The 13,465-nt window shown below is 64.5% G+C and carries 16 protein-coding genes; 9 read left to right on the forward strand and 7 right to left on the reverse strand.

Features of this window, described 5'->3' with window-relative positions:
• The first annotated feature begins 68 nt into the window (after positions 1–68).
• The 4 genes from EIK80_RS14000 (at position 69) to EIK80_RS14015 (ending at position 4,947) form a co-directional block, all read left to right on the forward strand.
• Positions 69–3,143, forward strand: a complete 3,075-nt coding sequence (locus EIK80_RS14000; protein WP_125157614.1) for a two-component regulator propeller domain-containing protein — start codon at positions 69–71, stop codon at positions 3,141–3,143.
• A complete protein-coding gene (locus EIK80_RS14005) occupies positions 3,128–3,766 on the forward strand; it encodes a response regulator transcription factor (RefSeq protein ID WP_125157615.1) in 639 nt (212 codons plus the stop codon). Before EIK80_RS14000 ends, EIK80_RS14005 begins: the two co-directional genes overlap by 16 nt.
• A 239-nt stretch (positions 3,767–4,005) precedes the next feature.
• Complete coding sequence (locus EIK80_RS14010) at positions 4,006–4,527, forward strand: transcriptional regulator (protein ID WP_125157616.1); 522 nt, start codon at positions 4,006–4,008, stop codon at positions 4,525–4,527.
• 108 nt (positions 4,528–4,635) lie between these two features.
• Entirely contained in the window at positions 4,636–4,947 is a 312-nt protein-coding gene (locus EIK80_RS14015) for a TraB/GumN family protein (RefSeq protein WP_125157617.1), read from the forward strand.
• Between the two features lie 86 nt (positions 4,948–5,033).
• Here the strand turns inward: EIK80_RS14015 and EIK80_RS14020 are convergent, their stop codons facing one another.
• The 6 genes from EIK80_RS14020 to EIK80_RS14045 are packed head-to-tail and all read right to left on the reverse strand — an operon-like array spanning position 5,034 to position 8,335.
• Positions 5,034–5,351 (reverse strand): hypothetical protein, encoded by a 318-nt coding sequence (locus tag EIK80_RS14020; protein ID WP_125157618.1) that lies wholly within the window; start codon positions 5,349–5,351, stop codon positions 5,034–5,036.
• 15 nt (positions 5,352–5,366) lie between these two features.
• Entirely contained in the window at positions 5,367–6,353 is a 987-nt protein-coding gene (locus tag EIK80_RS14025; protein ID WP_125157619.1) for a trans-acting enoyl reductase family protein, read from the reverse strand.
• Between the two features lie 43 nt (positions 6,354–6,396).
• Positions 6,397–6,801 carry a VOC family protein gene (locus EIK80_RS14030; protein ID WP_125157620.1) on the reverse strand — a complete coding sequence of 135 codons (405 nt, stop codon included), beginning with the start codon at positions 6,799–6,801 and terminating at the stop codon, positions 6,397–6,399.
• Positions 6,802–6,825: 24 nt separating this feature from the next.
• Positions 6,826–7,218 (reverse strand): VOC family protein, encoded by a 393-nt coding sequence (locus EIK80_RS14035; protein ID WP_125157621.1) that lies wholly within the window; start codon positions 7,216–7,218, stop codon positions 6,826–6,828.
• Positions 7,219–7,241: 23 nt separating this feature from the next.
• On the reverse strand, positions 7,242–7,580 hold the full coding sequence (locus EIK80_RS14040) for a nuclear transport factor 2 family protein (RefSeq protein WP_125157622.1): 339 nt from the start codon (positions 7,578–7,580) through the stop codon (positions 7,242–7,244).
• An 11-nt stretch (positions 7,581–7,591) separates the two neighbouring features.
• Positions 7,592–8,335 carry an SDR family NAD(P)-dependent oxidoreductase gene (locus tag EIK80_RS14045; protein WP_125157623.1) on the reverse strand — a complete coding sequence of 248 codons (744 nt, stop codon included), beginning with the start codon at positions 8,333–8,335 and terminating at the stop codon, positions 7,592–7,594.
• A 160-nt stretch (positions 8,336–8,495) separates the two neighbouring features.
• On the opposite strand from EIK80_RS14045, the gene EIK80_RS14050 reads away from it, so the two are divergent.
• Positions 8,496–9,359 (forward strand): AraC family transcriptional regulator, encoded by an 864-nt coding sequence (locus tag EIK80_RS14050; protein WP_233586625.1) that lies wholly within the window; start codon positions 8,496–8,498, stop codon positions 9,357–9,359.
• Between the two features lie 76 nt (positions 9,360–9,435).
• Here the strand turns inward: EIK80_RS14050 and EIK80_RS14055 are convergent, their stop codons facing one another.
• Positions 9,436–10,284 (reverse strand): CPBP family intramembrane glutamic endopeptidase, encoded by an 849-nt coding sequence (locus tag EIK80_RS14055; protein WP_125157625.1) that lies wholly within the window; start codon positions 10,282–10,284, stop codon positions 9,436–9,438.
• 251 nt (positions 10,285–10,535) lie between these two features.
• Between EIK80_RS14055 and EIK80_RS14060 the strand changes: the two genes are divergently transcribed.
• The 4 genes from EIK80_RS14060 to EIK80_RS14075 all read left to right on the forward strand — a co-directional run bounded on the left by EIK80_RS14060 (position 10,536) and on the right by EIK80_RS14075 (position 13,426).
• The gene (locus EIK80_RS14060; RefSeq protein WP_125157626.1) at positions 10,536–11,138 is read left to right on the forward strand and encodes a DUF2975 domain-containing protein; all 603 of its coding nucleotides are present in this window, start codon (positions 10,536–10,538) and stop codon (positions 11,136–11,138) included.
• A complete protein-coding gene (locus EIK80_RS14065; RefSeq protein WP_125157627.1) occupies positions 11,138–11,386 on the forward strand; it encodes a helix-turn-helix transcriptional regulator in 249 nt (82 codons plus the stop codon). Before EIK80_RS14060 ends, EIK80_RS14065 begins: the two co-directional genes overlap by 1 nt.
• A gap of 24 nt (positions 11,387–11,410) precedes the next feature.
• On the forward strand, positions 11,411–12,259 hold the full coding sequence (locus EIK80_RS14070) for an alpha/beta fold hydrolase (protein WP_125157628.1): 849 nt from the start codon (positions 11,411–11,413) through the stop codon (positions 12,257–12,259).
• 540 nt (positions 12,260–12,799) lie between these two features.
• The gene (locus EIK80_RS14075; protein WP_125157629.1) at positions 12,800–13,426 is read left to right on the forward strand and encodes a site-specific integrase; all 627 of its coding nucleotides are present in this window, start codon (positions 12,800–12,802) and stop codon (positions 13,424–13,426) included.
• The last annotated feature ends 39 nt before the right edge of the window (positions 13,427–13,465 follow it).

Raw genomic sequence — 13,465 nt, forward strand, 5'->3', positions numbered from 1 at the left:
CCTGCGTCGTCAGCTTCCCTCGTTCTCCATCGTGACATCGCGCGCACTTTGAATGAAAAGATGGAGGTATGTCGCTCGCTGGGAAGCGCCTTCTGCTGGGGATTTTGGCGTCGCTCCTGGCGAGCTCGTGCGAAACGCGCGCGGAGGATTCGCAGCGTAGCCTTCAGCAACTGCGGCATACCGCCTGGACTTCCAGAGACGGAGCTCCGCCTGAGATCTGGGCGCTCGCCCAGTCCAGCGACGGCTACCTTTGGCTAGGCACGGGCGGCGGGCTCTACCGGTTTGACGGCGCGAGTTTCGAGAAGTTCCAGCCAGTCAAAGGTGAGAGCCTTCCAACGCTCAACGTCAATTCGCTGCTCGCCGCTCGCTCTGGTGACCTTTGGATTGGCTTTGCATCCGGCGCCCTAGCGCGACTGCGCGCGGGCCACCTGACCACCTTCAACCTGGGCCTCCCGCCAGTCCCTGTGCTGGAGCTCGCCGAGGATCGCGCGGGCGGCGTCTGGGCGGCGCTAGGGGGGGATGGCAGGGGCGGGGTCGCGCGCTTCAGCCAGGGAAGATGGGAGATTTTCGGTCCATCCCGCGGGGTAGCCGCGGGCGCGACGACCAGCGTTCTTGGAGCGGCCGACGGATCGGTCTGGATAGCGGCCGGCGATGAACTCCAGGTGCTGCGGCCGGGCGCCAATCGCTTTTCGCGCGTCGCCGCCTCGGCTTCGGACAGACCAAAGCTGAAGCAGTCGCCGGATGGAGCGATATGGCTGACCACCGGCGCCCGCCCAGGGCTTCAGCGCATCGCCGCGTCATCCGCCCCAGCCGCGCCGACATGGATCGCGCCGCCGACAACGGCCAATCCGCGCGCGGAGAGCATCCTGTTCGATCGCCACGGCGGTCTCTGGGGAACTTATGGGAGTGGCGGCGTCTTCCGCCTCGGCGGCCTCGGCGGCCTCGGCTTTGGAGGCGGCGCGCCCGGCGTCGTAGGCGCCGGAGAGCGGTTCGGGTTGGAGCACGGCCTTACGTCCAACCTCGCCAATCCAATCCTGGAGGATCGCGAAGGCAACATTTGGGTGGGGACGAATCTTGGCCTCGACCAGTTTCGCGAGACGAGCGCGGTGGTGGCCACCGGCCTGCCTACGGCTTCGCGGAGTGGTTTTCGGATTGCGCCGGGTCCCGCCGGGTCGATGTATATAACATCAAGCGACGCCCTCTTTAGGGCAGGGCCGGGGCGCGTCGCCCGGAAGCTGGCGAGGCTTTCGCGGCGCCCCTTGATACTGCACACGGACGCGCTGTCTCGCACTTGGATCGGCACGGACCGAACGCTGGGCATTCTATCCGGCGCCGCGGTGCGGGATGTACCTCTGCCATGGGCGCAAAACAGGTCATTTGCTCTCGTCGAGGAAGCGGCGGGCCGGATCTGCGTCTCTTCCGTGGAGGGCGCCTTTTGTCGGGAGGGGCGTGGATGGTCGCCCGAACCACGCCTTGCTACCCCAGGCGTCCTGCCGATGCAGATTCTCCGCGACGCGGCCGGTCGCGTTTGGATTTCGCTAGGCGACCGTATCGAGATGGTCGATGGACCAACCCGTCGGATATTCTCGGCGGGTAGCGATCTTGGGCTGGGAACGGTCGTGGTCATGGCGGTCCGGGGACGGAACGTCTACGCGGGCGGGGACTTCGGGTTGGCTCGGTTCGATGGCCAACGCTTCGTCACCCTAAAGTCGGACCTAAATCCGTTTTTGAGCCGGACCGCTGGCATCGTCGAAACCTCCAACGGCGACGTCTGGCTCAACACCGTATCTGGCGTGGTCAAGATTGAGCGCGCCGACTTGAACGATGCATTCGCGCACACCGGTCGTTTAGCGAAGGCCCGCGTGTTCGATGGCGACGATGGCATGCCGGGCGTGGCGCAGCAGGACTCTCGCTCGCAGACCGCGATGGAGGCCTCCGACGGGCGTCTGTGGTTCGTGACCAGGCTTGGCGTCGCCTGGATCGACCCCAAGGGGCTTTCCTTCAATTCGCGCCCTCCGCCTGTGATCATCAAATCCTTGGTTTCCAGCGGTCGCGTCTACAGTTCCGGCGCTACGCCCATTCAGCTGCCTAAGGGTACATCCAACCTTCAGATCGAATATACCGCCACAAGCCTATCTGTGCCCTCGCGCGTGCGGTTCCGCTATCAGCTGGAGGGCGTCGATGATGGCTGGGTCGACCCAGGCCCGCGGCGACAAGCCTTCTATACGGGGCTAAGGCCCGGCAGCTACAGGTTCCGCCTCATCGCGGCTAACGATGACAACGTATGGAACAGGGGGGGCGCGACACTCGAGTTCGAGATCCCGCCGACCTTCTTCCAAAGCTGGCCGTTCTACCTCCTCTGCGCAACCCTGACCTTGGGGCTGCTGTGGCTCGGCTATTCGATGCGGCTACGCGCCGTCGCCGAGCGTATCCGGGCGCGGATGAACGAGCGGCTGGACGAGCGCGAGCGCATCGCCCGTGAGCTGCATGATACGCTGCTGCAGAGCGTGCAGGGTCTGATCATGCGCTTCAGCAACATCGCGCAGGACATGGTCACGATTCAGCCGGCGCACCGCGACATGCTGGACGCTTTGGACAGCGCGGACGCCGTCGTGGTGGAAGGGCGCGACCGCATTCACGAGTTGCGGCAATGGAGCGAGACGCGCGGTCTGGCCGAGCTTGTCGGGCGAACCGCCGAACGGCTGCTGCGGCCCGAGAAGATAGAGACCTGTGTGATCATCGAGGGCTCACAACGAGACGTCTATCCGGCGGTCGCCGACGAGGTGCTGCGGATAACCGACGAGGCGCTGTTCAATATTGCCCGCCATGCGCGCGCGCATAGTGTCACGATCGCGATCATATTCGGCGCCAAGACATTGACTCTACGGATCATCGACGATGGCGTAGGCATCGCGCCGGTGATCGTCACGCAGGGCGGCGTTACTGGTCACTTTGGCCTGGTCGGCATGCGCGAACGAGCGGCGAAGATCGGCGGACAACTGACGATCACCCCGGAGGCCATTCGCGGCACGCGGGTCGAAGTGAGGGTTGGGGCTGACATTGCCTATGCCGATAAATCGCGTCCAATCTGGCTGGCCTGGCGGCGTAGGTTCGAGGGAGCGCGGCGATGGACAATTCGATGACCGCCAATCCCATCCGTGTGATGATCGTCGACGATCACCCAATGCTGCGTGATGGGGTCGTGGGGTCGATCAAGCGGCAGCCCGATATGATCGTGGCGGCTGAAGTTGGCGACGGCGCTGCTGCGATCGCCGCGATCGATCAAGCCAATCCAGACGTCGTGCTGATGGATCTCCAGATGCCAGGCATTGATGGCGTCGAGGCGATCCAGACGATCAGCAGAAAGCATCCGAAGGTCCGTATCCTGGTGCTCACGACCTATTTCGGAGATGCGAAAGCGTTGCGAGCGCTTAAGGCGGGCGCAAGCGGCTACTTGCTCAAGAGCGCGATGCGAACGGATCTGATCGAGGCGATCCGCTCCGTGCATAGCGGCGGACGCCATATTCCCCCAGAGGTCGCGGCGCAAATAGCGGTGCACGCGATCGGCGAAGCCCCGACCGAGCGCGAGATTGAGATTTTGGCTCTCGTGGCCGCCGGCAATCCGAACAAGCAGATCGCCCGGAGACTAGGCATATCGGAGGACACGGTGAAGGCGCATCTCAAGCGCATCTTCGCCAAGCTTGGGGTCGCGGACCGAACACACGCCGTCACCGTGGCCGCCAAGCGAGGCATTATCGAGCTTTAGCTGCGCCATCGACGGTTTGATCGACGAGAAACGCCTTGGCCTGTCCGCACGATCTGGTGCGCTAGGGGTGTTGTCACTGAAACGGGTATTTTGGTGTCCCCGGTTTGGGGCCATGGACCGAGGGTTGAGCTGAAGCTTATTCTGCCGCCGTCGGATAGGACGACACTGCCGATGCGCTCCAGGGATTGGCCGGACGCCGACTGGTAAGGCCTATGCGCCAAGCTTGGAGGAGTGTCGAAATGCCGACTGCCGCCGCTGCCGAACCGCTTCTTGGGACGACTTATTCACAAGAGCATGCGTCCAGTTTTGGCCAAGCTGCGCCTGGTCAGCGCTGCTTTGCGTTTGGCCAATTCCTTCTAAGGCCGGAACAGCAATTGCTGCTGAAGAAAGAGGCGCCTATCAAAATTGGCGGGCGCGCGCTCGACATCCTGACGGCTCTGGTCGAGAGACCTGGCGAACTGGTGGACAAGCGCTGGCTGATCGCGCAGGTCTGGCCCAACACCTACGTCGAAGAGACCAATCTCAAGGTGAATGTGGCTGGCCTGCGACGAGCCTTGGAGGACGATCCTTGCTCGCCGCGGTTCATCGCCACGGTCGTCGGTAGAGGCTATCGCTTCATCGCGCCGGTAATTGCGACTGGATCGCCCGCGCCAACTTCAGATCACCACCTCTTGGGAGAGGCGCCAAACCTAGTCGAGTTGATCGAGGCCATCGATCTCGTTCGGAGACAGCTCGCGCAAATCTCGTCATCCAGAGAATGAGGGCCACTGCGTGAGTGGGTCCGTGTCGCGCGAGGGCCCACATCCGGATCAGAACGAGACCGGGCGCGAGAACGCAAAGGTGACCGTCGCGAGGGCTTAGCCCCTCCGGTGTTCGAACCGATGCGCCCTACAGCAACCAGAGAACCTTACGGATGCGGCTCTCGCAGGTCCGAACGCATATCGACAGAATGGCTCGCGGGCCGACAGACGGCGGCGGCGGATTTTGTAGATCACGAACGTCGCGATTATCCGGAGCTTTACGCCAAGCTCACGGTCGAACGGAATCGCGCCTGGGTTCCGCACTTCGAGGCGATGTTGAACGCGCCGAAGCCGACGCTGGTCGTTGTTGGCCTCTATCACCTCGTCGGCTCGGAAAGCATGCTGGTTCAGTTACGGCGCGCCGGATTTGAGGTCTATTGACGGTCGATCTCGTCCCTGCGCACGGGCCGCTGAACGTCGTGTGTCGGGACGTGCGCCAACGTCAGCAATTGGCGCACGTTGCCCAGTTATGTCTGGGTTGTTGAAGGCAACAGGCGGTGCTGCACGGCCGACACCGTGAACGACGCCTTGGACCGGTCGATGGCTGCATGGACCGGAGAGGCCGCCAGCCCGTCCATCAGCCGGGCCGCGGCGGTCTCGCCGTCCCGGACCCTGGCCCAGATCAGCAGGTCGATCACCACGCCGTCGCCACGCTGGACGATGCGCCGGGAGATGAAGCCCGGCTGCTTGAGCAGCCAGGCGTCCACGTCGGCATTGGCGGCGACGAAATCGTCGATCGTCAGGCCGGACGTGAGTTTGAAGGTCGTGACCTCGATGGCGTCCATGAGGGTCTGCTCCGACTAGAGGTCGATGATCCGCGTGCCGGGAATGGACGCGGCGAAGTCGGGTCCAAACACCGTCGCTGGCGTCTGGAAGCCGGCGCGATATTCACCGCCTAGGACCCGCAACGCGGCCTGGGCGGCGGCGAGCGGCGTGTAGGAATAGCCGTTGACGGTCTCGATCATCGCGCTGGCCAGCGACCCGTCCGCGCCCAAGACCTCGACGACAACCCGGGCCCGGTTCTCGTCCCGCTCCTGGGCGCTCGGTCCGTCGGGAAGGCTTGAGAGGTCGCCTTGCGGAAACGCCGCCCCGGTCACGTGGACGAACATTTCGATATTGGGAACGCTGGTTGAGCGCCAGGCCGTCACCAGGTCGCCGAACGACAGCGGAAAGCATTCGACATAGCCTTCACCGAAGTTGAATTCCGCGCTCGCGGCGTCCGGCTTGGCGACGATCTTGCCGTCCTGGCGCACCAGCAGCCCGACGGCGACGATCTCGCCGGCGCTGATGGCCGAGCCGCGTGACATCGAGCCGGCCACCTGCAAGGCGATACGAAGGCGCTGGGGATCGCCCACTTGAGCGACGGTGCGGACGGCCAGGGCGTCGCTGGGCACGACGTCCCAGCCGACGCCCGGCAGCAGCATCGCGCCGGCCTTCGTGGCGGCGTCCGACAAAGCCTCCGCCAGGGCGTAGACGTTGAACTCGGCGGTGATGTCCAAGTAGTGCGCGCCGGTGGCGAGGCACGCTTCGATGATCGGCCTGGCGGTCGCCGCGAACGGGCCCGCGCAGTTGAGCACCGCAGCGCAGTCTCCGAGCGCCTCGTGCAGGGCGGGCGCGTCATCGACGGCGAAGGCGCGAGAGGGCGCGTCGAGCTTGAGGGCCAGCTTGGCCAGTTTACCAGCGCCGCGGCCGGCCAACACGATGTCGAGGCCGGCGTCCTTGGCCGCCTGCGCCACCATCTGGCCGGTATAGCCGGTCGCGCCATAGATCAGCAGTCGCCCGCTCATGGGGTGTCCTTGCAAAGTCGATTGTGGGGAGGAAAGGCGAGGCTTAGCGCGCCGGGTGCTGCCAGCTCTTGTAGACGGCCTCGAGGGTGTAGCCGTCGGGATCGACGACCCCGGCGGCGTAATAGCGCGGGTCGTAATAGAGCCGCGCGCCGGGCGGGCCATTGTCGCCCGCCCCGGCGGCGATGGCCGCCGCGTAGAAGGCGTCGACCTCCGCCTGGCCATCGGCGACGAAGCCGACATGGGTGGCCCGGGCGTCGGCCTGGCCGGCACGCAGCCAGAAGAACACCCGGCCGCCGCGCCCGAACCCCTTGAGGTCGGGATGGCCTTCTGGGCCGTCCTTGCCTTCATAGTCGACGACGTGGGCGATCCCCAGCGGGGCCAGGGCCTGCTCATAGAAGGCGATCGAGCGTTCGATGTCGCCGACGGTAATGAAGACGTGGTCGAGCATGATGTTCTCCTGGCGCGCTCTCGCCTAGGACTTGCTTTGGCAAACCACCTCAATGTTGTTGCCGTCCGGGTCCAGGACATAAGCGGCATAATAGGCGTCGTGGTAGCGCGTCCGGACGCCAGGCGCGCCGTTGTCCCGGGCGCCTGCTGCGAGGGCCGCTGCAAAGAAACTATCCACAAGGACCCGGTCCTCCACCGCCAAGGCGATGTGGAGGGGGGCGATCGGCGTTTCGCCGTCGTGGAACCAGATCGACGGGTACCCATCGCGTCCCAGGCCGTGACGGTGTCCGCCGGAAGCGGTTCGCTCCGGCGGGACGCTGATCACCAACTCAATGCCGAGCGGTCTCAGCGCCGCCTGATAGAAGCGCAGGCTTTTGGACGCGTTCGCGACGCGGAATTCGATATGGTCGAGCAACATGGAAGCTCCGAACTGAAAAGGGGTTATTCGAGATCGGCGTCGATGCGGACGATCAAGCCCGCGTCGTTCACGGTAATGTCCAGGCGACCGATCTCGTGGCCGAAGTCGCCCGTGAAATCTACGCGCGCCCGAGCCCGGTGTTCGCCTAGAGGCTCGTGGGAAAGCAATGCGGTCACGGTGTGATAGCCCGCGAAATAGCGTTCGACGTAGTCGCGGATGCCGTCATGACCGTCGAACCTGTGACCCGTCGAAGGGTCGTCGATGATCGTCTCCCGGGTGAACAGGGCGAGCGCGGCCTCGACATCGAAAGCGTTGAGCGCGGCAATGAGCGCATCGGTCGTATTGCGGATTTGGTCCAGCATATCGGAGCTCCTCAGATGACGTAGCCGCCGGAGACTTCGATGGTCTGGGCGTTGACCCAGCGGTTGTCTTCCGAGAGCAGGCCAGCGATCAAACAGCCGACGTCGTCCGGCTCGCCCACGCGGCCCAAGGCCGTCTGACCGGCCAGCATAGCCTCGAACGCGTCGTCCAGGCCACCGCCCAGGTCGGTGCGGATGGGGCCTGGCGCGATGGCGTTGGCGCGGACCTGGCGCTCGCCGAACTCCTTGGCCATGTAGCGGGTTAGCACCTCCAGGCCGCCCTTGAATGCCGCGTAGGGGGCTACGCCGGAGAAGGCGACGCGGGTGGTGGCGCTGGTCACATTGACGATGTGACCGCCGTGGGTCATCAGCGGCAGCAGGGCTTGGGTCAGGAAGAACGGACCCTTCAGGTGGACCCGGAACAGGCCGTCGAAGTCCTCTTCGGTCACCGAAGCGATCGGAGCGTAGAGTCCGTAGCCGGCGTTGTTGACCAGGGCGTCGAATTCGTTGCGTCCCCAGGTCTTGTCCAGCGCCTCGGCCACGGCGGCCCGGAAGCCGGCGAAGCCGGCGGTATCACTGACGTCGAGAGGCAGGGCGACGGCTTTGCCGCCTGCCGCCTCGATCTCGGCGACCACCTTGGCCGCGGCGGCGGGGTTGCTGTTGTAGGTCAGGATGACGCCCATGCCGCGCTTGGCGCATTGAAAGGCAGCGCTGGCGCCCAGGCCTCGGCTGCCGCCGGTGATGATGACGATGCTCATGTCTCGGTTCCCCGTTGATCGCCCCGTTGAGCGAATGACCAAAGAGGTAGGCCGAGCCGTTCGGAGGCGCGCTCACGATCCTCCCCGAAGTTTGCCTATTCCTGCTCCATCATTGAGTGGGCTCGCACGCCGTGTGAGAACCAGGGACATGGAAACCCAGTTGCAGGAACTCAGAGCCCTGGCGTCGCGAGCCGAGAGCCGGCCCACCGACACGGGCATCCCGCGCGTCATCATGGTCCAGGGCGAAATCCCGGAGCACCGGATGTCGACCGTCTACGAGCCGATGATCAACCTGATCCTGACGGGCTTCAAGACCATGACCGTCGGCGATCGCACCTTCCGCTACGACCCGGCGACCTATTTCGTGATGTCGGTGGGCCTGCCGGCGGTGGGGTCGGTGCATGCAGCAGAGACGGGCGAGCCATACCTGGCCGTCGCGCTGACCCTGGAGCCGGCCAACGTCGCCAACCTGCTGGCCGACCTGCCCAAACCTGCCGGAGGTCAGTTGTATAGCCCTGGTTTCTCGGTGGCGCCGGTGACGGCGGACCTGCTCGATGCGTGGGTGCGGATGCTGCGGCTGATGGAACGACCGGGTGAGATCACCGCCCTGGGGCCGGCCTATGAGCGGGAAATTCTCTTCCGGGTGTTGCAGGGGCCGCTGGGCTGGATGCTACGCGACATCGCCATGCCCGACACGGCGCTCTCCCGCGTCGGTATCGCCATCCGCTGGATTCGCGAGAACTTCGCCAGACCGCTGCGGATCGAGGCCCTGGCCGAGATGGCCGCTCTCAGCGTTTCGGCGTTCCATCGCCACTTCAAAGCGGTGACGGCGCTCAGCCCGCTGCAGTACCAGAAACACGTGCGCCTGCTCCACGCGCGCTCGCTGCTCATCGCCGGCGAGGGCAACGCCACCTCCATCGCCTTCGGCGTCGGGTATGCAAGCCCCAATCAGTTCAGCCGCGAATACGCTCGTCAGTTCGGACTGCCGCCGTCCAAGGACGCCGCACGGTGGAGAGACGGATAGTCGCTAGTGTGTCCGGTTTCTGGAGGTATACGAAGGTCGGCTCATGGCGCCTGCACGACTTTCCCGTGTCGGTCGGCTATTCGCGCCGATCAGCTGCGGGCCGATAGGCCAACTGTCCCTTGGTGGCCAACGCCAGAATTATGGCCAACCCGCCAAGCGCCACCAGAATAGCCACCACCCCATCGGCGCCCTCGCGAACGTCGGCCGTCCCTAGAAAGCCCCCGAGCACCCTGGAGGATGCATTGAACGTTGCGTGGAGGATGATCGCTACAATGATGCTCATGCCGGACAGGTTGAAGCCCCAGGCGATGATGACTGCAAGCGCGGAGACCATTGCGAAATAGGCCGGAGGCGAGGCGCTCGACCAAGTTGGGATCAAAAAGAGTGGAAGATGCCAGAGCGCCTGTCCAAGCCCCACCAGAAGGGCGGCCCAAAGAGGTCGGATATGCTGTTGAAGCCTCGCCTGCGCAAAGCCGCGCCAGCCCCACTCCTCGAAAAGAGGCCCGGCAGCAAAGGTGGAGAGGAGATGAAAGCCGTAAAGACGGGCTGCGCTCGGATCCCATCCCTTCGGTGGGTCATTCGTCAGGATCGCTGCCGCGCCAACAACGAAGACTGCCGCGAGCACGACCACAGACGCGATCCCGCCTAGGACGGTACGTGGCCAGGACGCCCCGATAAGGCCAAGGTTCAGATTTCGGCAGGTCTTCCACTGGACGATCGCCGCCGCGATCAGCGGTCCCAGCGTTCCGACAATCACCCATGGCATTGGAATGACGAACGGCGCCCAGCCGAGGCCGGCGCGGCTGACGACCAGCGGCGCCCACGCGATCCACGAGATGAGCAGAGCCAGTGCATAGTAGAGGGCGACCGCACCCCAGACGGAGTGAGACGCCGTTCCTAACGCGGGCGAAGCTCGCTGAACCATGATCGTTGAGTAGCCTCATCGTGAAAGGCGATCAAGGTAGGGGCTAATGTCGCCTTTCTGGAGGTGGCCCGAGGACCGCTTCTGGCGCCGCCCGGCCGTAGCTTTCACGGCGCCGTCACAGTCAAGAAGCTGACGGTTTAAACAGCCGGTGAGGATGGTTATGGGCCGTTGAGCCCAGACGCCGCGCGCCGGGGCTTATATCGTTTGACAGAAAGTTTTTTCTGATTGAGCATGGCCGCATGGAGGACGCCATGGCCACGGTCGTGAAGTTGCAGCCGCATGTTCGCAAGCCCGTCAAGCCGCCGGAAAGCGCCGCCCAGCGCCGGGTGCGGATCGGCAGCGGCTGGATCGCGGGCCTCTTCACCGGCCTGTTGTCGCTGTCGGCGTTGATCCTGATCGCCGCGATCGGTGCCATGCTGTTCTATCGCGGCGAGTGGGTCCGGATCGGGCCGGACAACTGCTATATCGGCGAGGCGCCGGCCAATACCGTGGCGTTCGGCTCGCTGCCCCTGGTCCATCGGCTGGTCTATGTGGTGGTCGGCATCGTGCGGGCCACCCCGATCCTGATGATCTTCTGGAGCCTGCGGGCGCTGTTCCTACACTATGCCGGCGGCGAGGTGTTTTCCCGCGCCGCCGCCGTACGCTTTGGCGCGATCGGCGCTTGGCTTTGCGCCTATGCGGTCTCGCCGTTCCTGTGCCATCTGGCGCTCAGCGCCACCCGCTACGAGATCGACAAGAACTGGGCCCACATGGCCAGCCTGCAGGCTTTCGTGCTGGGCCTGCTGGTGCTGGTGATCGGCCAGGTCATGCAGGTCGGCCGCGAGATCGAGGAAGATCGCGAGGCGTTCGTCTGATGCCCATCGTCCTACGCCTCGACGTCATCCTGGCCCACCGCAAGGTACGCTCCAACGTGCTGGCCCGCGCCATCGGGATTACCGACGCTAACCTATCCTTGCTGAAGTCGGGCAAGGTAAAGGGCGTCAAGTTCGAGACCCTGGAAGCGATCTGCACGTATCTGCGCTGCCAACCTGGCGACATCCTCGAATACCAACCCGAGCAACCGCCAGACGTGCATAGCGACGAGCTGAAACGCGCCGGCTGACGGCGCTCTAACCGGAGATCATCAATGCAGTTTTCAACGTCCGTCCGGGCGATCGCGGCCGGCTGCCTGCTGTTCTGCGCCCCGAGCGCCAGCGCGGCGCCCAGAATGCTGAACGTCGACGGCGGCAAGATCGCCTACGAGACTTGCGGATCCAGCGGCGAGGCCGTGGTGCTGCTGCATGACGGCATCTTGCACTCGGCTGCCTATGACGATGTCTGGCCGCTGCTGTGCCAGCGCTATCGCGTGGTGCGCTACGATCGGCGCGGCTATGGCGCGTCGCCAGCCGCGACCGCGCCGTACAGCCCGGCGAACGATCTGGCCGCGCTGATGAAGATCGTCGACATGCCGCACGCCACCCTGATCGGTTCGTCCTCGGGCGGCGGCGTGGCGGTGGACTTCGCTCTGGCGCATCCCGAAGCGGTCGACCGCTTGGTGCTGGTCGGCCCCTGGGTCAGCGGCTTTGACGCCTCGTTCGGCTTCCTGGCGCGAACGATGAAGCTGCTGGTGCTGTTCAAGTTTGGCGCGGTCAACAGCGCGGTGAAGGACCCGTACATTCTGACAAAAGGCGCCAGCGCCGAACGCAAGCGCCTGGCGGACCTGCTGCGGGCCCATCCAGGCAATGTCACCGCAGGGACCAAGGAACAACCGATCGCCGTGGCCAGGCCCCGCCTGGGCGAGATCCGCGCGCCTACGCTGATCCTGGTCGGCGCGGTTGACATCAAGGACGTACAGGACCAGGCCAAGGCGATCGAGGCCGCCATCCCCGGCGCGCGCCGGATTGTTGTGCCGGCCAGCGGGCACCTGATGTATCTGGAGCGTCCCAAGGCCTTCGCCGGCTATGTCATAGACTTCCTCGCCAAGCCCCCCAACTAATGGACGGCCTGAGCTGTCCGAGTCCGGTCGAAGGTCCGCCACGGGTCGACAGCCGACCTGCCCCAGCTAACGTATTGAAAATGATCCTTGAGCTTCTCGCCACAACCAGCATTGCCGCCTCCGCGGTCGAAGTCTGGACGGCCGGCGATGACGGGCTAACCCAGCGCTTCGCCGAGAACTTTCGGGCCGCAACGCGAGAGATCACTGGCCAGCCACTCAAGGCGACCGTCGCCCAAATAACCCCTGCTCCAGGCCGACAATGGCTCACAATGGTGACCTTCAGTCGCGGGGGCAAAGACATATACGCGGCCAAATGCGCTCGAGACGAAATCGAGCTCCAGCAGTGCGTGATAGAAGCCGTGTCGGCGGCCAAGCGCCTCGCGCAACAGGTCCGCTAAGGGGCGAAAGCGGCCGAAGGCGCCGACGATGCAATGTCTGGAATCTGGCACCGCCCGATGTCGGCAATGCGTAACCGGAGCCGCGGACGGCTGAACGTGGTAGGATGAGTAGAGGGGAGTAGCCAATTCGCAGGAGGCGGACATGGCTCAATTTGACCTCTTCCTTCCACCCAAGCGTCCTTGGAACACTGGCCGCATCATCGGCCCAAAGCCGCCGTTCAAGCCGCGGCACATCTGGGGAATCCGACAGCAGCTCAAGGCGAACGGGCGAGTCCGCGACCTTGCCATGTTCAATTGCGCCATAGACGCCAAGCTCAGGGGCTGTGACTTGGTGAGATTGCGCGTCAGCGACGTGGCGCCGGGCGGCGCGCTACGAGCACGCGCCACGATCATCCAGCAGAAAACCGGACAGCCCGTCCCGTTCGAGATCACCGAGCCCACAAGAGACGCTTTGGCGGTTTGGCTGAAGGCGCGTGGACGGCGTAACGACGACTGGCTGTTTCCAAGCCGCAGTCGACCAGGCGATCACGTCAGTACGCGGCAGTACGCTAGACTGGTCGATAAGTGGGTGTCGATGATTGAACTCGAACCTCGGGCTTACGGCACGCATAGCCTGCGCCGAACAAAGGTGGCGCTGATCTACAAGAAGACCGGCAACTTGCGCGCATGCCAACTGCTACTCGGGCACCGGAAATTAGAGAGCACGGTCCGATACCTTGGCATCGAGGTCGATGACGCGCTGGAGATGTCTGAGCAGATCGATCTCTAGCTCATCGGCCAGTCAGCTCTGGCGCCGCACCAGCGCCTC

The sequence above is a fragment of the Caulobacter sp. 602-1 genome (assembly GCF_003931565.1).
GTDB lineage: Bacteria > Pseudomonadota > Alphaproteobacteria > Caulobacterales > Caulobacteraceae > Caulobacter.